A 20,291-nucleotide genomic window follows, 5' to 3' on the forward strand; every position below is an offset into this window, starting at 1 on the left:
CGTCCCCGGTGTCGTAACCTGCGGGCCGGGACCGACCGGCCAGGCGAGAATGGAGACATGGACTGGCAGACGACCTCCGAGGACACGGTGCCGTCGGCACCGGTGACGGAGGCCGACGTCCGGCTGCTCCGTGCCCGGCCACCGGCCACCGGCGCCTGGCGCGACGGCGACCCCGTCGGCGGCCGCCGGTTCGCCGCGTTCGGCGCCTTCGACACGGAGAGCGGAGCCCGGCTCCCCGGCATCCGCCTCGCGTACGAGAGCTGGGGGGAGCTCAACGCCGCACGCGACAACGCCGTGCTCGTCCTGCACGCCCTCACCGGGGACAGCCACGTGCGCGGAGAGGCCGGTGCCGGCCACCCGACCGCCGGCTGGTGGGAGGACGTCGTCGGCCCCGGTGCGCCCCTCGACACCGACGAGTGGTTCGTGATCGCGCCGAACATGCTCGGCGGCTGCCAGGGATCGACCGGCCCCGCGAGCATCGCCCCGGACGGCTACGAGTGGGCGTCGCGCTTCCCCTACCTCACCATCCGCGACCAGGTGGCCGCGCAGGTGCGCCTGGCCGACGCGCTCGGCATCGACAGCTGGGCGGCGGTGATCGGCGGCTCGATGGGCGGCATGCATGCGCTCGAGTGGGCCGTGGCGCAGCCGGACCGCGTGCAGCGCCTCGCCGTGCTCTCCTCGCCTCCGGTCACCACCGCCGACCAGATCGCGCTCAACACCGTGCAGCTCGAGACCATCCGCATGGACCCGCGCTTCCAGGGCGGCGAGTACTACGACCTCGCGGACGGCGACGGCCCGCACCGCGGCCTGGCCCTCGCCCGCCGCATGGCGCTGCTGAACTACCGCAGCCCGATCGAGCTCAACCAGCGCTTCCAGCGCTCCTGGCAGTCGGACGTATCGCCGCTCGGCCATGGCGGACGGTTCGCCGTGGAGTCCTACCTCGACTTCCACGGGAACAAGTTCACGCGCCGCTTCGACGCCAACAGCTACATCACCCTCGTCGAGGCCATGAACTCGCACGACGTCGGCCGGGGCCGCGGCGGCGTGGAGGAGGCCCTGAAGGCGGTGACCGCGACGACCCTCGTCCTCGGCATCGACAGCGACCGCCTCTTCCCCGTCGACGGTCAGCAGCGGATCGCCCGGAGCATCCGGAACGTGCTCGACGGCGAGGCGGTGGTGCTCACGAGCGACTTCGGCCACGACGGGTTCCTCATCGAGACCGAGGCCGTCGGCACGCACCTGCGGCGCCTGCTCGACGCCTGACCCGCGTCAGGCCGGGTCGAACCGCCACGGCAGGGTGTGGGCGTGGAGGGTCCCCTGCGCCCAGCCGAACGCCCGGCCCCCGTCGCGCACCTCCGTCTGGAACAGCTCGACCGCCCCGCCGGAGGCCAGCGCGGCCTCGACGTCGGTGAAGGCGGAGAGCCGGTGCAGCGTGAGCCAGGTGGGCGGGAAGAGCCGCCACTCCCCCGCCGCGTGCCGCTCGAAGGCCGTGTCCGGTGACACCCAGGCGAGCTCGACGACCTCGTCGGCGGCAGGCGACGGCTCGACGTCCGGCGCGAGGGCGAGGAAGAACCAGGTGCGGATCCGCACGGGCGCCTCCGCGGGCGGGCGCCACTCCGACAGAGGCACCAGGTCGTCGACGACGAGTCCGACCTCCTCCGCGGTCTCCCGGGCGGCGGCCCGGCGCGCGTCCTCGACGTCCGCCGCGCCCGCCCGCCGATCCTCCGGCTCGACCTTCCCCCCGGGGAACACCCAGGCGTCCGCGAAGGAGCCGCGCGACGGACGGCGCAGCAGCAGCACCTCGAAGCCCCCGGGACTCGGGCGCAGCAGCACGACGGTTCCGGCGAGCGGGAGGTCGTCGTCGGGAGCGGTCACCCCGTCACTCTACGACGCGAGGACCGGCGTCTGCGCGACCCGCCGTGCCTCCACGCGGTACGACACCAGGGCGATGAGGAGTCCGGCCACCGCGAGCACCGCCCCGGTCCACGCCGGTGCCGTGTAGCCCCAGCCGACCGCGATCACGATGCCGCCGAGGAAGGCGCCGAGGCTGTTGCCGATGTTCAGGGCGGAGTGGTTCATGGCCGCCGCGATGGACTGGTTGTCGCCGGCCACGTCCATCAACCGCGTCTGGATCGTCGGGCTGAGCACGGACGAGACGAACCCGACGAGGACGACCACGAGGCTCAGGCTCACGATCCAGAACGAGAGCACGGCGAGGAGGGCGAACACGACGGCCATCGCGGCGAGGCCCAGCAGCAGCGTCCGGCGGAGGTCGATGTCGGCCAGATGACCGCCGACGAGGTTTCCGCCCGTCATGCCGAGCCCCATGAGCACGAGCACGATCGGCACGACCCAGTCCGGCGATCCGGCCACCTCCGTCACGAGCGGGGCGATGTAGCTGTAGACGGCGAAGAACCCGCCGAAGCCGATCGCCCCGACGCCGAGCGTGAACCAGACCTGACCGATGCGGAACACCCCGAGCTCCGCTCGCATCGTGCGTCCGGGGTTCCCCGGGTGCGCGGGCACGAACAGCGCGATGAAGACGGTGGCGACTGCGAAGACGAGCGCGACGACCGCGAAGGCGGCCCGCCAGCCCCACTCCTGGCCGAGGAAGGTGCCCAGCGGCACGCCGACGACATTGGCGACCGTGAGACCGGTGAGGATGAACGCGACGCCCTTGGCACGGTTTCCCGGCCCCATCACGTCGGCGGCGACCAGCGCGCCGATGCCGAAGTAGGCGCCGTGCGGGAGCCCGGCGAGGAAGCGCGAGACCCCGACGAGCTCGAACGTCGGCAGCACCACGGTGAGGGCGTTGAAGACGGTCAGCGCGAGGGCGAGCACGATCATCACCCGATGCCGCGGATAGCGGGCGACGAAGCCGGCGATGGTCGGGGCGCCGATGACCACGCCGAGTGCGTACAGCGAGATCAGCCAGCCGGCCTGGCTCAGTGCCTCCTCCTGGCTCGACGCCCAGACGGACGGGAGGAGGTCGGCGGCGATGTTCGGCAGCAGGCCCATGACCACGAACTCGGTCATGCCGATGCCGAAACTGCCGATGGCGAGGGAGAGGAGCGCCCACTTCGCCGCACCCCTCGAAGGTGTCGAGGGATTCACCGGTTCAGCTTACCGGTCGTCGGACTCCTCGATCGCCGCCTCCAGGCGCTCGACCTTGGCGTCGAGCTCTCCCGTGTACCCGGGGCGGATGTCCGCCTTGAGGACGAGCGACACCCGGGAGCCGAACGGCATCACCGCCTCGGTCGCGCGCTTGACCACGTCCATGACGGTGTCCCAGTCGGGCCCCTCGATCTCGGTGAACATGCTCGTCGTGCGGTGCGGGAGGCCCGACGCGCGGACGACGCGCACGGCCGCGGCGACCGCGTCGTGCACGGAGGCATCGGGGCGCTCGGCACCATCGGCGGGCGTGCCGCTGGGGGCGACGGAGAAGGCGATCAGCATGGGTTCACTCCTGGGTTCGGGGACGACGGACGGCGGGGACCCGCGCGAGCGCGACGGCGCTCACGGCGGCGAGGACGACGAGCAGGGCGTTGCGCATCGTGAGCAGCAGGACGGGGGCGGCTTCGGCACGCAGCAGCCCGTCATAGCTCAGCGGATACACGAGACAGGTGAGCAGGCACAGCGCGAGCACGAGGGCGGCGGCGGTGCGCGCCCGGCGGCGGTCGAGCACGAGCCACAGGATCACGGGGGCGAGCAGCCAGGTCTGGAACTGCGGCGAGCCGACCTTGTTCAGGGCGATGAGCACCGTCACCAGGAGCAGGGCCAGCGGCGGGAAGAGTCGCGCGAACGACGCGCCGCGGGCGGCCTTGACCCCGCCGACGACGGTGACGACGGCGGCGGCGAGCACCAGGAGCGGGGTGAGGATCGTCGCGAGGGCCTCCGCGCCCGGCGCGACGATCTGGAAGGTGAGGATGTCGTAGCTGTACTCGATGCGGGCGGCCCCCGTCACGGCCATCCAGAGGAACGGGGTCGCGGCGACCGCCTCGATCTGGAGTCCCCGGCCCGTCTGCGCGGTGAGGACGCCGAGGATCTCGGTGTCGGCGCCGAGCAGCAGGAGCACCACCACCACACCGGCGGTGACGACCGCGGCGGCCAGGAGCATCCGCAGCCGCGCCCTCCCGGCCACGACCGCCGCGAGGAGCAGCGCTCCGGGCCAGACCTTGATCCAGGCGCCGATGGCCAGCAGCGCCGCGGCGATGGTCGGGCGGGTCACCAGCCAGAGGCCGGCCACGACGGCGATCGGCACGGTGACGGCATCGATGCGGTACAGCGCGATGGGTCCGAGGAGCAGCAGCGCGGCGCACCAGAACCACGCGGCGGTGCGCCGCGACCGCACGTGTCCGCGCCCGACGAGGACGGCGAACGCGACGGCGTCGAGCACCGTGACCAGCAGCGCCCAGCCGATCAGGTAGGCGCCGGAGACGCCGAGCAGCGGGAGGAATGGGGCGGCGAGCACGGCCGCGAGCATCATCGGCAGGAGCGCGAGCTGCGGATACACCCAGGACTCCGTGACGCCCACGATCTCCCCGCCGCTCCACGCGGCCGTCGCCCAGGGCTCGTAGACCAGGACGACGTCCCCCATGGGCTGGCTCGGGTAGACCCAGCCCAGCCATGCGGTGAGGACGTGGACGAGGAGGAAGGCGATCCACAGCGCGAGCACGCTCCCCCGGGCCGTGGTCCTCACGACAGGAGGTCCGCGACCGCGCGGGGCAGCGCCTCCGCGACGTCGAGCGCCACGATCGGATGACCGCTCGCACCCGCGGTCGCCGCGGCGGCGAGGCGGGCGGCGTGCCCGTGCAGCCAGACGGCCGCCGCGGCGGACTCGACGAGCGCGCTGCCCGGATTCGCGGCGATCACGGCGGCGACGATTCCCGCCAGCACGTCCCCCGTCCCGGCCGTCGCGAGCCACCCGGTCCCCGCCTCCACGGCGATGACAGTGCCGTCGGGTGCCGCGAGGACGGTGCGCGCGCCCTTGCGCAGCACCACGCCGTCGATCGCGGCGGACACGTCGCGGACGTGCGCGAGATCGTCCGAGGCCCCGTCGATGCCGACGCGCTCGCGCAGCCGCGCGAACTCCCGGCCGTGCGGCGTGGCGACGAACGGGGCGCGGGCGGTCGGCGCCAGATCGAGCGCTCCGGCGTCGATGACCACGGGGACGTCGCCGTCGACGATCTCCCGCAGCGCCTGCGCCTCCGCCGTGCTCCGGTCGTCCGGATCGGTCCCGGACCCGATCACCCAGGCGCCGATCCGCGTGCGTCCGGCGTCCGGCCCGCCGACGGTCTCCGGGCGTCGGGCGAGCACCGCCGCCACCGCCGACGGCGCGCCGACGTAGCGGACGAAACCGACACCGGCCCGCCACGCGGCCTCGACGCCCAGCACCGCGGCGCCGGGGTAGGCGGCCGATCCGGTGCGGATGCCCACGACGCCCCGCGAATACTTGTCGTCCTCGGCGGTCGGCGCGCGGAAGAACCGCGCCGCGTCGCTGCGGGACCACTCGCGCACGTCGCTCATGACTCCACGTTAGCCCGACGGCCCTGTCCCGTCCGCGTCGGCGGTACCGTCGAACGGTGAGTCTTCTCTTCTCCCCGCTGACCATCCGGTCCACCACGTTCCGCAACCGCCTCTGGGTCTCCCCCATGTGCATGTACAGCGCCGTCGACGGCGTGGCGCAGGAGTGGCACCACACCCACCTCGCGCAGTTCGCCTCGGGCGGCGCCGGGCTCGTCGTGGCCGAGGCCACGGCCGTCGTGCCGGAGGGGCGCATCTCCCCGCGCGACCTCGGGCTGTGGGACGACGCCCAGCGCGACGCCCTCGCCCCGATCGTCGGAGCGATCCACGACCGCGGCGCCGCCGCGGGCATCCAGCTCGCGCACGCGGGGCGGAAGGCCTCCACCTGGTGGCCGTGGGCCGACGAGCGCGGCTCGGTCCCCGCCGCCGCGGGCGGGTGGACGACCACCGCCCCGTCCGCGGTGGCATACGAGGGGTTCGCCGCGCCGGTCGCGCTGGACGCGGAGGGCATCGACCGCGTGGTCGACGGGTTCGCCGCGGCGACCCGTCGGGCGCTCGAGGCGGGCTTCGATGTCATCGAGATCCACGGTGCTCACGGCTACCTCCTGCACCAGTTCCTGTCGCCGCTGTCGAACCTCCGCGAGGACGAGTACGGCGGCTCGCTGGAGAACCGGGCCCGGCGCTGCTGCGCGTCGTGGACGCGGTGCGCGAGGCAGCCGGCGAGGGTGTGCCGGTCTTCGTCCGGATCTCGGCGACGGATCACGCCGAGGGCGGGTTCACGCCCGAGGAGGCGGCGACGGTCGGCGGCTGGGCGACCGCGCGCGGCGCCGACCTCATCGACGTCTCCAGCGGCGGCCTCGTCGCGCACCAGCGCATCAGCGTCTCCCCCGGCTACCAGGTCCCGCTGGCCGAGACCGTCCGCCAGGGCGGGCGGATCCCGGTGTCGGCCGTGGGCCTCATCACCGCCGCCGCCCAGGCCGAGCAGGTGCTCGCCGACGGGGCGGCCGACGCGATCTTCGCCGGACGGGAGTGGCTGCGCGACCCGCACTTCGCGCTCCGGGCCGCGCACGAGCTGGGCGACGAGGTCGCCTGGCCGCCGCAGTACGAGCGGGCGCACTGGCGCTGACGCCCACGACGACGGCCGCCGGTCCCCGAGGGAGCCGGCGGCCTTCGCGTATCCGGATGTCAGTGGCCGCGGACGCGACGGGTCGCGTCCTGCACCTCGCCGACGAGCTCCTCGAGGATGTCCTCCAGGAACAGCACGGCCGTGGTCTCCCCGCGGGCGTCGCGGACCTTGGCGAGGTGGCGACCCGCCCGTCGCATGACGGCGAGCGCGTCCTCCAGATCGGTGTCTTCCTGCACGGGCACCATGTGGTGGATGCGCTTGCCGGGGATCGGCTCGAGCACCTTGGCCTCGGCATCCGGGCCCTCCGAGGCCCGCAGGATGTCCTTGAGGTGGACGTAGCCGATCGGGACGTCCTCGTCGTCGACGATCACGTAGCGCGAGAACCCGTAGCGGGCCACCGCCTTCTCGATGTCGTCGGGCGTGGTCGTCTGCGGCAGCGTGACGAGGTCGCTCAGCGGAACGGCCACGTCGCGCGCCTTCTTGTCGGTGAACTCGACCGCGGCCGTCACCGTGCCCGCGGTGTCCATGAGCACGCCCTCGCGGCGCGACTGGTTGACGATGGTCGCGACCTCATCGAGGGTGAACGTCGACGCCGCCTCGTTCTTCGGCTCCACCCGGAAGAGGCGCAGCACGCCGTTCGCCGCCGCGTTCAGCAGCCAGATCACCGGCATGAAGACCTTCGACACCCACACCAGCGGCGTCGCCAGCAGCAGCACGGCCCGGTCCGGAATCGAGAACGCGAGGTTCTTCGGCACCATCTCGCCGAACACGACGTGCAGGAACGACACGATGAGCAGCGCGATCGTGAACGACACGACGTCCACCGCGCCGTCCGACCAGCCCAGCGCGTGCAGCGGCACGGCGAGCAGATGGTGGATGGCGGGCTCGGACACGTTCAGGATGAGCAGCGAGCAGATCGTGATGCCGAGCTGCGAGGTCGCGAGCATGAGCGTCGCGTGCTCCATGGCGTACAGCGCCGTCTTGGCCGGGCGCGACCCGCGCTCCGCCTTCGGCTCGATCTGGGAGCGCCGCGCGGAGATCACCGCGAATTCGGCGCCGACGAAGAACGCGTTCGCCGCCAGCAGGACGACGAGCCAGGCGAGGCCTCCCCAATCGCTCACAGGGACACCCCCTCGATGACGACGGCATCCGGTCTCGGGACGTAGCGCACCCGATCCACGCGGCGGCCGTCCATGCGGACCACCTGCAGCGTGCCGCTCTCCAGGGGCACCTCGTCGCCGACGACCGGCACCCGCTCGAGGACGCTCATGACGTAGCCGCCGACCGTGTCGTACACATCGCCCTCCGGCACCTCGACGCCTGCGCGGCTGCGCAGCTCGTCCGGACGCAGCTCGCCGGGGAAGGTCACCCCGTCGCGGTTGCGGATGATGCCGGCCCTCGTCCGGTCGTGCTCGTCGGACACCTCGCCGACCAGCTCCTCCACGAGGTCCTCCAGCGTCACGATCCCCGCCGTCCCGCCGTACTCGTCCACGACGACCGCGAGCTGATATCCGCGACCGCGGAGGTCGGAGATCAGCGCGTCGACGTGGGCGGTCTCCGGCACGCGCAGCGGATCGGTCGCGAGAGCACCGACGGGCACCTCTGCCCGGCGCTCCCGCGGCACCGAGATGGCGGCCTTGAGATGCACGACGCCGGTGATGTCGTCGAGGTCCTCGTCGAAGACCGGGAAGCGGCTGTGGCCGGTGCGCCGCGCCAGCTGGATCACGTCGTCGACCGAGTCGCCGGCGGCGATCGCGTGCATGCTCGGGCGCGCCGTCATGACGTCGGCCGCGGTGAGCCGCGAGAAAGTGAGCGTGCGGTCCAGCAGCGTCGCGGTGTCGGCCTCCAGCACTCCCGCGCTCGCCGACCGTCGCACGAGGGAGGAGAGCTCCTCCGCGCTACGGGCGCCGGAGAGCTCCTCCTTGGGCTCGATGCCCATGCTGCGCAGCACCCCGTTGGCGCTGCCGTTGAGCACGACCACCGCCGGCTTGAACACGGTCGTGAAGGCGATCTGGAACGGGACGACGAGCTTCGCCGTGGCCAGGGGCAGCGCCAGCGCGAAGTTCTTCGGGACGAGCTCGCCGAGGATCATCGAGAGCACCGTCGCGACGAACATCGCCACCACGGTCGCGATGGGAGCGACGGCAGCTTCCGGGATGTTCCAGGCAACCAGCGTGGGGCGCAGGAGGTTGGACAGCGCCGGTTCCATCGTGTATCCGGTCAGCAGCGTGGTCAGCGTGATGCCGAGCTGTGCGGAGGAGAGATGCGTCGAGGTGTGCCGCAGGGCGCTGATCGTCAGCGAGAGGCGGGACTCGCCTCGCGCCTGCCGCGCTTCCAGATCCGCGCGGTCGAGGTTCACGAGGGCGAACTCGCTCGCGACGAAGAGGCCGGTGCCGACCGTGAGCAGAAGCCCCACGCCCAACATGATGTAGTCCATCAGATCTTCCTCTCCGGGGAGAGAACGGGACGGTGGGGCGATGTTCGGCAACTGGGAGGGTCGTCCATAGTGCGCTCGATTCTACAGAAGCGGACTGTGGTCGCGGCAGGTGATCACCAACTGACCGGCAGCGCCTTGCCCTCCTCGTAGCCCGCCGCCGACTGCAGTCCGACGAGAGCGCGGTCGTGGAACTCCGGCACGGTCGCGGCCCCGGCGTAGGTGAAGGACGACCGCACGCCCGACGTGATCATGTCGAGCAGGTCCTCGATGCCCGGGCGCAGCGGGTCGAGGTAGATCCTGGAGGAGGAGATGCCCTCGGCGAACAGCTCCTTGCGCGCGCGCTCGTAGGCGTCGAGCCGACCGAACCGCGCCTGCACGGCCTTGGTCGAGGCCATCCCCCACGACTCCTTGAACAGACGACCGTCCGTGTCGCGCTGGAGCTCGCCCGGGGCCTCGATCGTCCCGGCGAACCAGGAGCCGACCATGACGGAGGCCGCACCGGCAGCGAGCGCGAGGGCGACGTCCCGCGGGTAGCGCACCCCGCCGTCGGCCCAGACATGCGCTCCGGCCTCGGCGGCGGCCTGCGCGGTCTCCAGCACCGCGGAGAACTGGGGACGACCGACCGCCGTCATCATCCGCGTCGTGCACATCGCCCCTGGTCCGACGCCGACCTTGAGGATCGAGGCGCCCGCGTCGACGAGATCCCGCACGCCGTCCGCGGTGACGATGTTCCCCGCGACGATGGGGAGCCCGAGCCCGAGGGACGCGACCTCCTGCAGCGCCCGGAGCATGCCCTCCTGGTGGCCGTGCGCGGTGTCGACGACGAGCACGTCCACCCCGGCCGCCGCGAGCGCCTTCGCTTTCGCCCCGACGTCGCCGTTGATGCCGACCGCCGCGGCGACGGCGAGGCGCCCGCCGGCGTCCACGGCCGGCCGGTACAGCGTGGCGCGGAGGGCGCTGCGGGCGCTCAGCGTCCCGACGAGGTGGCCGTGGTGGACGACCGTGACGACCTCGACGTCCGCCTCGGTGATGACGTCGAAGGCGTGCCGTTCGGAGCCGATGTCGTCCGCGTCGATGGACGGCGTGCCCCGGTGCACGAGGTCGCCGAGCTGCGCGTCGGGCAGCGCGGTCGCGAGACGGGTGGCCGGGAGCACCCCGACGATGCGGTCGACGGGGATCGGCGCCGCGCCGGAGGCCACGACGATGCCGTGGCCGGGGGCGGCGGGGAGCAGGCGGAGGGCGTCGGCGACGGTCGCCTCCGGGGGCAGCACGAGCGGCGTGTCCCAGAGCACCGGCTGCCCCTTCACGTCGCGGATCGCGGCGTCGAGCTCCTGGAGCGGGAGGTCCTGCGGCAGCACGCCCAGCGCCCCTCGACGCGCGAGCACGGCGGCGATCCGCGGCCCGGTCACCGAGTTCATGTTCGCGGCGACGAGCGGCAGCGTCGCCGGGGTGCCGTCGTGCGGAGCGAGATCGACCTGGAGGCGACTGGTGACGGCCGAGCGGCGCGGCACCAGGAAGACGTCCGAGTAGGTCAGATCGACGGTCGGCTGCGCACCTGAGAACTCCATGTCTCCACGGTACCCAGATCGGCGCGCCACGGGTCGTGCTGTTCGACGTCTCCTCGGTCGAAACAGGTTAGGCTTGGTGGTCGAGAGTGTGCGGGCCCGAGCGCATCCTGCGTCGTGCGTCCGCATCGGAGATCTTCAGCGATGAAAGAGGGCGATAGAGCGTGTCGAACCAGGTGACCGGCGTCGGTGGCGACGGGGGGTTCGGAGCCAATTCCTGGCTCGTCGAAGAGCTCTACGAGCAGTTCAAGGAGAACCGCGACTCGGTCGACAAGGAGTGGTGGCCCATTCTGGAGAAGTACCACTCCGAGACCACGGCCGCCGGAGGCGCTGCCGCTCCCGCCGCGACCGCGGCCCCGGCGCACCCCGTGACCGCTCCCATCCCCGTGATCGGAGCACAGCCCGTCGCCCGCACCACCGCGAAGCCGGCGGCGGCCGCGCCGATCCCCGCCCAGGCGCCGAAGCCGAAGCAGGAGTCCAAGGAGACGCAGCAGCCGTCCGAAGAGGACAAGGTCACCCCGCTGCGCGGTCTGCCGAAGACCCTCGCCGCGAACATGGACGAATCGCTCACCGTCCCCACCGCGACGAGCGTCCGCACGGTCCCGGCCAAGCTGATGATCGACAACCGCATCGTCATCAACAACCACATGGCCCGCACGCGCGGCGGCAAGGTCAGCTTCACCCACCTCATCGGCTGGGCGCTCATCCGCACCCTCGACGAGTTCCGCAGCCAGAACGTCTTCTACGCCGAGATCGACGGCAAGCCCTCCGTCGTGGCCCCGGCGCACGTCAACCTCGGCATCGCGATCGACCTGCCCAAGCCGGACGGCACCCGCGCCCTCATGGTCCCGAGCATCAAGCGTGCCGACACCATGACCTTCACCGAGTACCTCGCCGCCTATGAGGACCTCGTCACCCGCGCCCGCGCCAACAAGCTCACCGCCGCCGACTTCCAGGGCACCACGGTCTCGCTCACCAACCCGGGCGGCATCGGCACGGTGCACTCGGTCCCGCGTCTCATGAAGGGCCAGGGCTGCATCATCGGCGCCGGCGCCCTCGAGTACCCCGCCGAGTTCCAGGGCGCGAGCGACAAGACGCTCAACGAGCTCGCGATCGGCAAGACCATCACGCTCACGAGCACCTACGACCACCGCGTCATCCAGGGCGCCGGCTCCGGCGAGTTCCTGAAGAAGGTGCACGAGCTGCTCATCGGGCAGCGGGGCTTCTACGACGACATCTTCGCGGCGCTGCGCATCCCGTACGCGCCCATCCGCTGGAACCCCGACATCGCGGTCGACCTCGCCGAGCGCGTCGACAAGCAGTCGCGCGTGCAGGAGCTCATCAACTCCTTCCGCGTGCGCGGCCACCTCATGGCCGACATCGACCCGCTCGAGTACCGTCAGCGCTCGCACCCCGACCTGGAGATCGAGAGCCACGGCCTGACCTTCTGGGACCTCGACCGCGAGTTCGTCACGGGCGGGTTCGGCGGACGCCGCGTCGCCAAGCTCCGCGACATCCTCGGCGTGCTGCGCGACTCGTACTGCCGCACTCTCGGCATCGAGTACATGCACATCCAGGACCCGGAGCAGCGCCGCTGGTTCCAGGAGAAGGTCGAGGTCAAGTACCAGAAGCCCGGCCATGACGAGCAGCTGCGCGTGCTGCGCAAGCTCAACGAGGCCGAGGCCTTCGAGACCTTCCTGCAGACGAAGTTCGTCGGCCAGAAGCGCTTCTCGCTCGAGGGCGGCGAGTCGCTGATCCCCCTCCTCGACGAGATCCTCCAGGGCGCGGCCACGGCCGGTCTGGAGGGCGCCGCGATCGGCATGGCCCACCGCGGCCGCCTGAACGTGCTCACCAACATCGCCGGCAAGACGTACGGCCAGGTCTTCCGCGAGTTCGAGGGCACGCAGACCCCCGGCAACCAGCGCGGCTCGGGCGACGTGAAATACCACCTGGGCACCGAGGGCACGTTCGTCGCCGACGACGGCTCCGCGCTGCCGGTGTACCTCGCCGCCAACCCCTCCCACCTGGAGACGGTCGACGGCGTGCTGGAGGGCATCGTCCGCGCCAAGCAGGACCGCAAGCCCATCGGCACCTTCGCCTGGCTGCCCATCCTCGTCCACGGCGACGCGGCCTTCGCCGGCCAGGGCGTCGTCGTCGAGACCCTGCAGATGTCGCAGCTGCGCGGCTACCGCACGGGCGGCACGATCCATGTGGTCGTCAACAACCAGGTCGGCTTCACCACGACGCCGAGCGACGCCCGCACCTCGGTCTACGCCACCGACGTCGCCAAGACGATCCAGGCGCCGGTCTTCCACGTGAACGGCGACGACCCCGAGGCCGTCATCCACGTCGCGCAGCTCGCGTTCGAGTACCGCGAGCGCTTCCACCGCGACGTCGTGATCGACCTCGTCTGCTACCGCCGACGCGGGCACAACGAGGGCGACGACCCCTCGATGACGCAGCCGCTGATGACCGACCTCATCCAGGCGAAGCGCTCCGTCCGCCGCCTGTACACGGAGTCCCTCGTCGGTCGCGGCGACATCACCGAGGAGGAGTACGACGAGGCCAAGGCCGACTTCCAGAACCGTCTGGAGATCGCCTTCGCCGAGACGCACGCCGCCGAGACCGGCGCGACCCCGATCGCCCCCGAGGAGGCCCCGCAGGTCGAGGACCAGGTCGGAGCCCCCGAGGTCACCGGTGTCCCCGCCGAGGTCATCCGCCTCATCGGCGACGCGTTCGTGAACAAGCCCGAGGGCTTCACGGTGCACCCGAAGATCCAGCAGCTGCTGGAGAAGCGCCTGGACATGAGCCGCAACGGGAACATCGACTGGGGCTTCGGCGAGCTGCTCGCCTTCGGCTCGCTCCTGGTCGAGGGCACCCCGGTGCGCCTCGCCGGCCAGGACTCGCGACGCGGGACCTTCGTGCAGCGGCACGCGGCGCTCCACGACCGTGCGAACGGCCAGGAGTGGCTGCCGCTGTCGAACCTGTCCGACGCGCAGGGCCGCTTCTTCGTCTACGACTCCCTCCTCAGCGAGTACGCCGCGCTCGGCTTCGAGTACGGCTACTCCGTGGAGGCGCCGGAGGCCCTGGTCCTGTGGGAGGCGCAGTTCGGCGACTTCGTCAACGGCGCCCAGTCGGTCATCGACGAGTACATCTCCGCCGCGGAGCAGAAGTGGGGTCAGCAGTCCAGCGTCACGCTCCTGCTCCCCCACGGCTACGAGGGCCAGGGACCGGACCACTCCTCCGCACGCATCGAGCGGTTCCTGCAGCTGTGCGCGCAGGACAACATGATCGTGGCCCGTCCATCGACCCCGGCGTCGCACTTCCACCTGCTGCGCCGGCAGGCCTACGCCCGCCCGCGCAAGCCGCTCATCGTGTTCACGCCGAAGGCCATGCTGCGTCTGCGCGGCGCGACGAGCCCGGTGGAGGCGTTCACCGGGGGCCGCTTCGAGCCGGTCCTCGACGACGACCGCGGTCTCGACCGTTCCGCCGTGAAGCGCGTGCTCGTGCACAGCGGCAAGGTGCACTGGGACCTCCGCGCCGAGCTGGAGAAGAACCCGAACCCGGAGATCGCCCTGGTGCGTCTGGAGCAGCTCTACCCGACGCCCATCGACGAGCTGAAGAAGATCACCGACTCGTACCCGAACGCCGAGCTCGTGTGGGTGCAGGAGGAGCCGGAGAACCAGGGCGCCTGGCCGTTCCTGGCTTTGGCCTTCGCGGACGTCCCCGGCGACCGCTCGTTCCGCCCGGTCTCGCGTCCGGCGTCGGCCTCGCCGGCGACGGGATCGTCCAAGGTGCACGCGACCGAGCAGGCCGCGCTCATCCGCGCGGCGGTCACCCTGGGCTGACCGCCTCTCTGACGACGAAGGGCGCCCCGGCTTCGGCCGGGGCGCCCTTCTCGGTCCGTGGGTCAGTACCAGATGTCGAGGGAGGGCGCCGGGAAGGCGACGAACGCACGGTCCAGTGCCTCGACGGCGTCCACCGGGCCCGTGATCCGGCCCGCTCCGTGCAGCGCGGCGACGCGGATGCTGCCGGCGTAGATCGACGAGAGCGCGGAGACGTCGAGGACGAGGTCCGCCTGGGCGCCCGGAGCGTCCTCGATGTGCGCTCGCCCCTCCGCGTCGACGCGCAGGCGCCAGGTGCCCGCGGCGAATCCCAGGGGGTCCTCGATACGGAGCACGGTGTCCAGGGGCGCGGCGTAGGTCCGGGCCGTGAGCGCGGCGGGGACGTCCAGGACGCGGAGCCAACCGTGGTCGTGCACCTCCTGGGTGACGCCGCGCGGGTCCGCGACCAGCCACGGCAGGGCGTCGTCGAGCGGTCGGAGATCGGCGGTCACCTCGTCGACGAGGTCGTGCTGCAGCGCGAACCGCCACAGCGCAGCCGTCGCTTCCGCCGTCTCGCCGACGAGCAGGCGCACGTGCGCTGCGAACCGGAACGTGCCGCCGCGCTCGCTGAGGTGGAAGGCCATCACGCCGCGCACCTGACCGGACTCGTCGCGATAGCGGACGCCACGCACCCGATCCCGGTCGGTGTCGGTGGTCGCGAGCCCGCTGATGCCCGCCCAGCGGGCCGCCCACCCCGGGACCTGACCGGACCGCGCGGTACGGGCGCGCTCGTGCGCCTCCGCCAGCGCCTCGGCGAGCTCCTCGCGCTCGAGGTACTCCACGCGGCCGGCCGGGACGGGGCCCGCCCAGCCGGCGCGGCGCACGTCCACGGTGAACCGCGCCACGGGGACGGCGGAGCCGAAGCCGTACCGGCCGTAGATCGTCGCCTCGGACACCGTGAGGCCCGCGACGGGGAGGCCGGCATCGACGGCGGCGCGCAGCTCGCCCTCCAGCAGGGCGCGCGCGATGCCACGGCGGCGGTGCGTGCCGGCTACGGTGACCCCGCTGATCGCCCACATCCCGATCTCGCCGCCGGGGATCGTCAGCGGCGTCACCCAGGAGTCGATGGTCGCCACCGGGAAGCGGTCGGCCGGGGCGTCGGGCTCGTAGACGCCGATGTTGCGCCGGCTCCTCAGCGTGCCCACGCCCTCCTCACGAGCCGCCTCCGAGGGGTCGGCGCCGAGGAACCCGCGGGCCATCGCCCGCTGGAAGGCGGCGACGCGCGTCGAATCCGTCGTATCGAGGACCCGGTACTCGAGGCCCTCCCCCGCGAGGCGGTCGACGGACGTCTGGTCAGCGGGGATCCCGCGCGCATCGATGAGGGCCATGCACACAGCCTACGGGCGGTCTCCGACGCTCCGCGCCCCGGGGGCGCTCAGTGCTGCGCGGCCTGGACCTCGCGGAGCCGGGCGAACACCTGGTCGCGCAGCTCCTCCGGAGCGGTCTCCTTGCAGGCGCGGGCGATGACCTCGGTGAGGGTCGTCGCCACCAGAGCCTCGTCCCGGCACGCCGGGCAGTTCTCCAGGTGCTCGCGGATCTCGGCGTGCTCGGTCTTGCACACCTCGTTGCGGAGGTACTCCTCCAGATCCTGACGGGCCTTGTCGCAGCCGCAGTCGCTCATTTCTTGCTCCTCGGGTCAGCCGCGGCGATTCCCCGCTCCGCGGCGTAGTCGGCCAGCAGCTCCCGCAGCATCCGCCTGCCACGGTGCAGACGGCTCATCACGGTGCCGATGGGGGTCTTCATGATGTCGGCGATCTCCTGGTACGCGAAGCCCTCGACGTCGGCGAGGTACACCGCGAGCCGGAAGTCCTCCGGAACCGCCTGCAGCGCGTCCTTCACGACCGACGCCGGCATGCGGTCGATGGCTTCCGCCTCGGCCGACCGGCTGTGCGAAGCGGTGGTCGACTCCGCGCCGCCGAGCTGCCAGTCCTCGAGCTCGTCGATGGTGCCCTGGAAGGGCTCGCGCTGCCGCTTGCGGTAGATGTTGATGTACGTGTTGGTGAGGATGCGGTACAGCCACGCCTTGAGATTCGTGCCCTGCGCGAACGTCGACCACGAGCCGTAGGCCTTGACGAAGGTCTCCTGCACGAGATCGGCAGCGTCAGCGGGATTGCGCGTCATGCGCATCGCGGCGGCGTAGAGCTGGTCCATGAAGGGGAGCGCCTGCTCCTCGAACTCGCGCCGAGGGTCGCCGACGGTGGCTGCGGTTGCGGTGTCGTCCATCACCGGCCAGTCTAGGCGGCTGAGGTCGATCACCTCGCGTTCCAGCGTCGCAGGCATCCTCTTCCCTTCGCACGGGGGCCGCCTCTCACGAGGACGGCGTTGCGTTTACTAAGGTGAGAACCGATGAGCGCCAAAAGGTATTCCCCCACCCGTGTGCAGGGCGCCTACCCCGCGCCCACGATCGACGGCCCGGTGCACGCCGAGCTCACGATCCCCGGCTCCAAGTCCCTCACGAACCGCGAGCTCCTCATCGCGGCGATCGCGGACGGCCCCGGCCGCCTGATCGCGCCGCTGCACTCCGACGACTCGCAGCGCATGGTGGAGGCCCTCCGCGCACTCGGCGTCGGCATCGAGGAGGTCGACGCCGGTCATGAGTTCGGTCCCGACCTCGTGATCACGCCCGGCAAGCTCCGCGGCGGCACGACGATCGACTGCGGCCAGGCCGGGACCGTCATGCGCTTCATCGCGCCGCTGGCGGGCCTCGCGGAGCAGGACGTCCACCTCACCGCGCACGAGACGGCTCTGCACCGGCCCATGGGCGGGCTCATCAGCGCCCTGCGCGACCTCGGCGTCGACATCGACGACGAGGGCACCTGGGCCCTCCCGTTCACCATCCGCGGCCACGGCCACATCCGCGGCGGTCGCGTGGAGATCGACGCGTCGGCCTCCAGCCAGTTCGTGTCCGGGCTGCTGCTCGCGGCCCCGCGCTTCGACGTCGGCCTGCACCTCGTGCACACGGGCGAGCGGCTGCCGAGCCTGCCGCACATCGACATGACCATCGAGGCCCTGAGCCGCCGCGGCATCCGCATCGAGCGCCCCGCCGTGGGCGAATGGCTGGTGGAGGCCGGAGTCCCCCGTGCCAAGGAGATCCCGATCGAGCCGGATCTCTCCAATGCCGCCCCGTTCCTGGCGGCGGCCCTCGTCGCCGGAGGCTCCGTCGCGATCACCGGCTGGCCGGCGCACTCGACCCAGCCCGGAGCGCTGCTCCCCGAGATCCTGCAGGCGGCGGGTGCACACGTCAGCCGTCACGCCGGCGTGCTCACCGTGCGGGCCGGTTCCGGAATCCGTGGACTGGATCTCGATCTCTCCGCCGCCAGCGAGCTGACGCCGACCCTCGTCGGTCTCGCGGCCTTCGCCGACGGCCCCACGACCATCCGCGGCATCGGACACATCCGCCTCCACGAGACCGACCGGATCGCGGCGCTCGTCGGGAACCTGCGCGCGCTCGGCGGAACCGCCGAGGAGCTCCCCGACGGCATCCGCATCGTTCCCGGTCCGCTCCGGGGCGGCACCTGGGCCGCGCACCACGACCATCGGATGGCGACGACCGGCGCGCTGATCGGCCTCCGCGTCCCCGACGTGGTCATCGACGACATCGGCACCACCGCCAAGACCCTCCCGGAGTTCACGATGCTCTGGGAGCGGATGCTGCGAGGCTGACGGGTGAGCTGGCTGAACGACGACGACGACCTCGAGGACGACTTCGAGGACTACGACGAGAGCAGCATCCGCACCCGACCGAACCCGAAGGCCAACCGGCCGCGCACCAAACGCCGTCCTGCGCACGAGGATGCGCAGATCGGCCGCGTCCTCGGCGTCGACCGGGGCCGGTACTCCGTCCTCCTCGACGAGGACACCCCGCAGGAGCGCACGATCACGGCCGCCCGCGCACGAGAGCTGCGGCGCACGCCGATCGTCACGGGCGACCGGGCCCGCGTCGTCGGTGACACCTCGGGCGACGAGGGCACGCTCGGCCGGATCGTGGGCATCGTCGAGCGCACCTCGCTCCTCCGCCGCAGCGCCGACGACACCGACGAGGTCGAGCGGGTGATCGTCGCGAACGCCGACCAGATGCTCGTCGTCGTCGCGGCGGCCGACCCCGAGCCCCGCGCCCGTCTCGTGGACCGCTACCTCGTCGCCGCCCTGGATGCCGGGATCCGTCCCCTCCTCGTCGTGACGAAGACCGATCTCGCCGACCCCGCGCCGTTCCTCGCGCACTTCGAGGGCCTCGATCTCCGGGTCTTCACGAGCGCACAGGACGAGATGCCGGTCGACGAGATCGGCGCCGCGCTCATCGGCCACTCGACGGTGTTCGTCGGACACTCCGGTGTCGGCAAGTCGACGTTGGTGAACGCCCTGGTGCCCACCGCGGGCCGCGCCACCGGACACGTGAACCAGGTCACCGGCCGCGGGCGACACACCTCCTCCTCCACCGTCTCGCTGCGCTACGAGAGCGCCGACGGCTCCGGCTGGGTCATCGACACCCCCGGCGTCCGCTCCTTCGGCCTCGGGCACGTCGACCCCGCGAACATCCTCGCCGCCTTCACCGAGCTCGCCGTCATCGCCGAGGACTGCCCGCGCGGCTGCACCCACCTCCCCGACGCGCCGGACTGCGCCCTCATCGAGGCGGCGGAGCGCGGCGAGCTGAGCGAGACGGGGCGCGCCCGGCTGGACTCCCTGCAGCGCCTCCTGCAGACCTTCGCCGACAAGGCGGAGCAGCCCCCCGGACGATAGGCTGGACGGGTGACCGAACGCCTGGAAACCGGAACCGCCGCCCCCGACTTCTCCCTGCTCGACCAGGACGGGAACACCATCCGCCTGGCCGACCTCCGCGGCACGAAGACGGTGCTGTACTTCTACCCGGCTGCCATGACGCCGGGGTGCACGACGGAGGCCTGCGACTTCCGCGACAGCATCTCGTCGCTGCAGGGCGCCGGGTATCAGGTCGTCGGCGTCTCGCGGGACGAGCCGGCGAAGCTCGCCGCCTTCCGCGACCGCGACGGCCTCACGTTCCCGCTGCTCAGCGACCCCGACCACGCGGTGCACGAGGCGTACGGCGCCTGGGGCGAGAAGATGAACTACGGCAAGCTCGTCGAAGGTGTGATCCGCTCGACGTTCGTCCTCGACGAGGAGGGCATCATCACGAGCGCGCAGTACAACGTGAAGGCCACGGGCCACGTCGCGCGGCTGCGCAAGCAGCTCGGCATCGACGCCTGACGGGTCGGGTCCCGCTCACTCCGCTTCGCGGCGTGAGCCCTCCCGGCGTGCGCTCGCGATGAGGAGTGCGAAGCCCGCGACGGCCGGGATGCCGAGTCCGAGCACGAAGGCCCACGGGATGGGCGGCAGCGTGAGGGCTCCGAGCGCCAGGGCGATCGCGAGGACCTGGAACACCACGCCCCCGGATCGCGCCCAGGAGCGTCCCGCGCGGGTGCCGAACGCGAAGGCCGCGAGTGCGGCGGCGCCGATCAGCGTCAGGACGATGAGAGCGATGGCCGTCGGCAGCGACGCGGCGTCCCCCGCCCCGAGTCCGGCCATCTCGATCGCGGCGAACACGAGCAGGGCGACGGCTTCCACCGCCAGCACGGCGGCGGCGGCGCGGGCGATTCCCGGTGCGCGCACGGGTGTCCTCCCGGGGATCGAATGACGAGAAAACCCTTGATTTCAGGGTATTCATGTAACAGAATAGAGAAAGTCATGTGCTCCCACAGCGGCGTGGGGCGAACGTTCGCGTTCGCATCACAATCAGCGGGCAT

Annotated in this window: 17 protein-coding genes and 1 pseudogene; 6 read left to right on the forward strand and 12 right to left on the reverse strand. The window is 71.9% G+C overall.

Annotated features, from left to right (window positions below; translation table 11 throughout):
• Positions 1-57 precede the first annotated feature (57 nt).
• Complete coding sequence (locus AB0300_RS10225; RefSeq protein ID WP_101846422.1) at positions 58-1,263, forward strand: homoserine O-acetyltransferase; 1,206 nt, start codon at positions 58-60, stop codon at positions 1,261-1,263.
• Positions 1,264-1,269: 6 nt separating this feature from the next.
• Here AB0300_RS10225 and AB0300_RS10230 read toward each other — a convergent pair whose 3' ends face one another.
• Genes AB0300_RS10230 through AB0300_RS10250 form a run of 5 tightly spaced genes read right to left on the reverse strand, consistent with a single transcriptional unit; the run spans position 1,270 to position 5,526 of the window.
• Positions 1,270-1,875 (reverse strand): NUDIX domain-containing protein, encoded by a 606-nt coding sequence (locus tag AB0300_RS10230; RefSeq protein WP_085607197.1) that lies wholly within the window; start codon positions 1,873-1,875, stop codon positions 1,270-1,272.
• 9 nt (positions 1,876-1,884) lie between these two features.
• Complete coding sequence (locus tag AB0300_RS10235; protein ID WP_366215946.1) at positions 1,885-3,114, reverse strand: MFS transporter; 1,230 nt, start codon at positions 3,112-3,114, stop codon at positions 1,885-1,887.
• Between the two features lie 9 nt (positions 3,115-3,123).
• On the reverse strand, positions 3,124-3,456 hold the full coding sequence (locus AB0300_RS10240) for a thiamine-binding protein (RefSeq protein WP_085607193.1): 333 nt from the start codon (positions 3,454-3,456) through the stop codon (positions 3,124-3,126).
• 4 nt (positions 3,457-3,460) lie between these two features.
• Positions 3,461-4,699, reverse strand: a complete 1,239-nt coding sequence (locus AB0300_RS10245) for a hypothetical protein (RefSeq protein ID WP_366215947.1) — start codon at positions 4,697-4,699, stop codon at positions 3,461-3,463.
• Positions 4,696-5,526, reverse strand: coding sequence for an NAD(P)H-hydrate dehydratase (locus AB0300_RS10250; RefSeq protein ID WP_366215948.1), 831 nt, complete (start codon positions 5,524-5,526; stop codon positions 4,696-4,698). The genes AB0300_RS10245 and AB0300_RS10250 overlap by 4 nt, the downstream gene beginning before the upstream one ends.
• Positions 5,527-5,582: 56 nt before the next feature.
• Here AB0300_RS10250 and AB0300_RS10255 point away from each other — a divergent pair.
• Positions 5,583-6,649: pseudogene (locus AB0300_RS10255) on the forward strand (NADH:flavin oxidoreductase/NADH oxidase).
• Between the two features lie 59 nt (positions 6,650-6,708).
• On the opposite strand, the gene AB0300_RS10260 reads toward AB0300_RS10255, so the two are convergent.
• The 3 genes from AB0300_RS10260 to AB0300_RS10270 all read right to left on the reverse strand — a co-directional run bounded on the left by AB0300_RS10260 (position 6,709) and on the right by AB0300_RS10270 (position 10,654).
• The gene (locus AB0300_RS10260; RefSeq protein WP_025103069.1) at positions 6,709-7,770 is read right to left on the reverse strand and encodes a hemolysin family protein; all 1,062 of its coding nucleotides are present in this window, start codon (positions 7,768-7,770) and stop codon (positions 6,709-6,711) included.
• Positions 7,767-9,086, reverse strand: coding sequence for a hemolysin family protein (locus AB0300_RS10265; RefSeq protein ID WP_085607187.1), 1,320 nt, complete (start codon positions 9,084-9,086; stop codon positions 7,767-7,769). The genes AB0300_RS10260 and AB0300_RS10265 overlap by 4 nt, the downstream gene beginning before the upstream one ends.
• Before the next feature lie 113 nt (positions 9,087-9,199).
• Entirely contained in the window at positions 9,200-10,654 is a 1,455-nt protein-coding gene (locus AB0300_RS10270; RefSeq protein WP_249522071.1) for a GuaB1 family IMP dehydrogenase-related protein, read from the reverse strand.
• Between the two features lie 161 nt (positions 10,655-10,815).
• Here AB0300_RS10270 and AB0300_RS10275 point away from each other — a divergent pair, with 161 nt between their 5' ends.
• Complete coding sequence (locus AB0300_RS10275) at positions 10,816-14,499, forward strand: multifunctional oxoglutarate decarboxylase/oxoglutarate dehydrogenase thiamine pyrophosphate-binding subunit/dihydrolipoyllysine-residue succinyltransferase subunit (protein ID WP_025103066.1); 3,684 nt, start codon at positions 10,816-10,818, stop codon at positions 14,497-14,499.
• 62 nt (positions 14,500-14,561) lie between these two features.
• Here the strand turns inward: AB0300_RS10275 and AB0300_RS10280 are convergent, their stop codons facing one another.
• The 3 genes from AB0300_RS10280 to AB0300_RS10290 are packed head-to-tail and all read right to left on the reverse strand — an operon-like array spanning position 14,562 to position 16,815.
• The gene (locus tag AB0300_RS10280; protein ID WP_366215949.1) at positions 14,562-15,863 is read right to left on the reverse strand and encodes a GNAT family N-acetyltransferase; all 1,302 of its coding nucleotides are present in this window, start codon (positions 15,861-15,863) and stop codon (positions 14,562-14,564) included.
• Positions 15,864-15,910: 47 nt separating this feature from the next.
• Positions 15,911-16,156, reverse strand: a complete 246-nt coding sequence (locus AB0300_RS10285) for a zf-HC2 domain-containing protein (protein WP_025103064.1) — start codon at positions 16,154-16,156, stop codon at positions 15,911-15,913.
• Positions 16,153-16,815, reverse strand: coding sequence for a sigma-70 family RNA polymerase sigma factor (locus AB0300_RS10290; RefSeq protein ID WP_025103063.1), 663 nt, complete (start codon positions 16,813-16,815; stop codon positions 16,153-16,155). The genes AB0300_RS10285 and AB0300_RS10290 overlap by 4 nt, the downstream gene beginning before the upstream one ends.
• A gap of 66 nt (positions 16,816-16,881) precedes the next feature.
• On the opposite strand from AB0300_RS10290, the gene aroA reads away from it, so the two are divergent.
• The 3 genes from aroA to bcp are packed head-to-tail and all read left to right on the forward strand — an operon-like array spanning position 16,882 to position 19,755.
• Positions 16,882-18,198 (forward strand): 3-phosphoshikimate 1-carboxyvinyltransferase, encoded by a 1,317-nt coding sequence (gene aroA, locus AB0300_RS10295; protein ID WP_085607181.1) that lies wholly within the window; start codon positions 16,882-16,884, stop codon positions 18,196-18,198.
• Positions 18,199-18,201: 3 nt separating this feature from the next.
• Entirely contained in the window at positions 18,202-19,272 is a 1,071-nt protein-coding gene (rsgA, locus tag AB0300_RS10300) for a ribosome small subunit-dependent GTPase A (RefSeq protein ID WP_085607179.1), read from the forward strand.
• Between the two features lie 9 nt (positions 19,273-19,281).
• Positions 19,282-19,755, forward strand: coding sequence for a thioredoxin-dependent thiol peroxidase (gene bcp, locus AB0300_RS10305; protein ID WP_025103060.1), 474 nt, complete (start codon positions 19,282-19,284; stop codon positions 19,753-19,755).
• Between the two features lie 15 nt (positions 19,756-19,770).
• On the opposite strand, the gene AB0300_RS10310 is transcribed toward bcp, so the two are convergent.
• Positions 19,771-20,157 (reverse strand): hypothetical protein, encoded by a 387-nt coding sequence (locus AB0300_RS10310; RefSeq protein WP_085607177.1) that lies wholly within the window; start codon positions 20,155-20,157, stop codon positions 19,771-19,773.
• Between the last annotated feature and the right edge of the window lie 134 nt (positions 20,158-20,291).

The organism is Microbacterium sp. NPDC078814 (assembly GCF_040702645.1).
Lineage (GTDB): Bacteria > Actinomycetota > Actinomycetes > Actinomycetales > Microbacteriaceae > Microbacterium.

Coding starts and splice junctions, on each gene's coding strand:
- AB0300_RS10250 (WP_366215948.1), bottom strand. CDS start 5,526: ATGAGCGACGTGCGCGAGTGGTCCCGCAGCGACGCGGCGCGGTTCTTC.
- AB0300_RS10265 (WP_085607187.1), bottom strand. CDS start 9,086: ATGGACTACATCATGTTGGGCGTGGGGCTTCTGCTCACGGTCGGCACC.
- aroA (WP_085607181.1), top strand. CDS start 16,882: ATGAGCGCCAAAAGGTATTCCCCCACCCGTGTGCAGGGCGCCTACCCC.
- AB0300_RS10280 (WP_366215949.1), bottom strand. CDS start 15,863: ATGGCCCTCATCGATGCGCGCGGGATCCCCGCTGACCAGACGTCCGTC.
- AB0300_RS10285 (WP_025103064.1), bottom strand. CDS start 16,156: ATGAGCGACTGCGGCTGCGACAAGGCCCGTCAGGATCTGGAGGAGTAC.
- AB0300_RS10225 (WP_101846422.1), top strand. CDS start 58: ATGGACTGGCAGACGACCTCCGAGGACACGGTGCCGTCGGCACCGGTG.
- AB0300_RS10270 (WP_249522071.1), bottom strand. CDS start 10,654: ATGGAGTTCTCAGGTGCGCAGCCGACCGTCGATCTGACCTACTCGGAC.
- AB0300_RS10290 (WP_025103063.1), bottom strand. CDS start 16,815: ATGCCTGCGACGCTGGAACGCGAGGTGATCGACCTCAGCCGCCTAGAC.
- AB0300_RS10240 (WP_085607193.1), bottom strand. CDS start 3,456: ATGCTGATCGCCTTCTCCGTCGCCCCCAGCGGCACGCCCGCCGATGGT.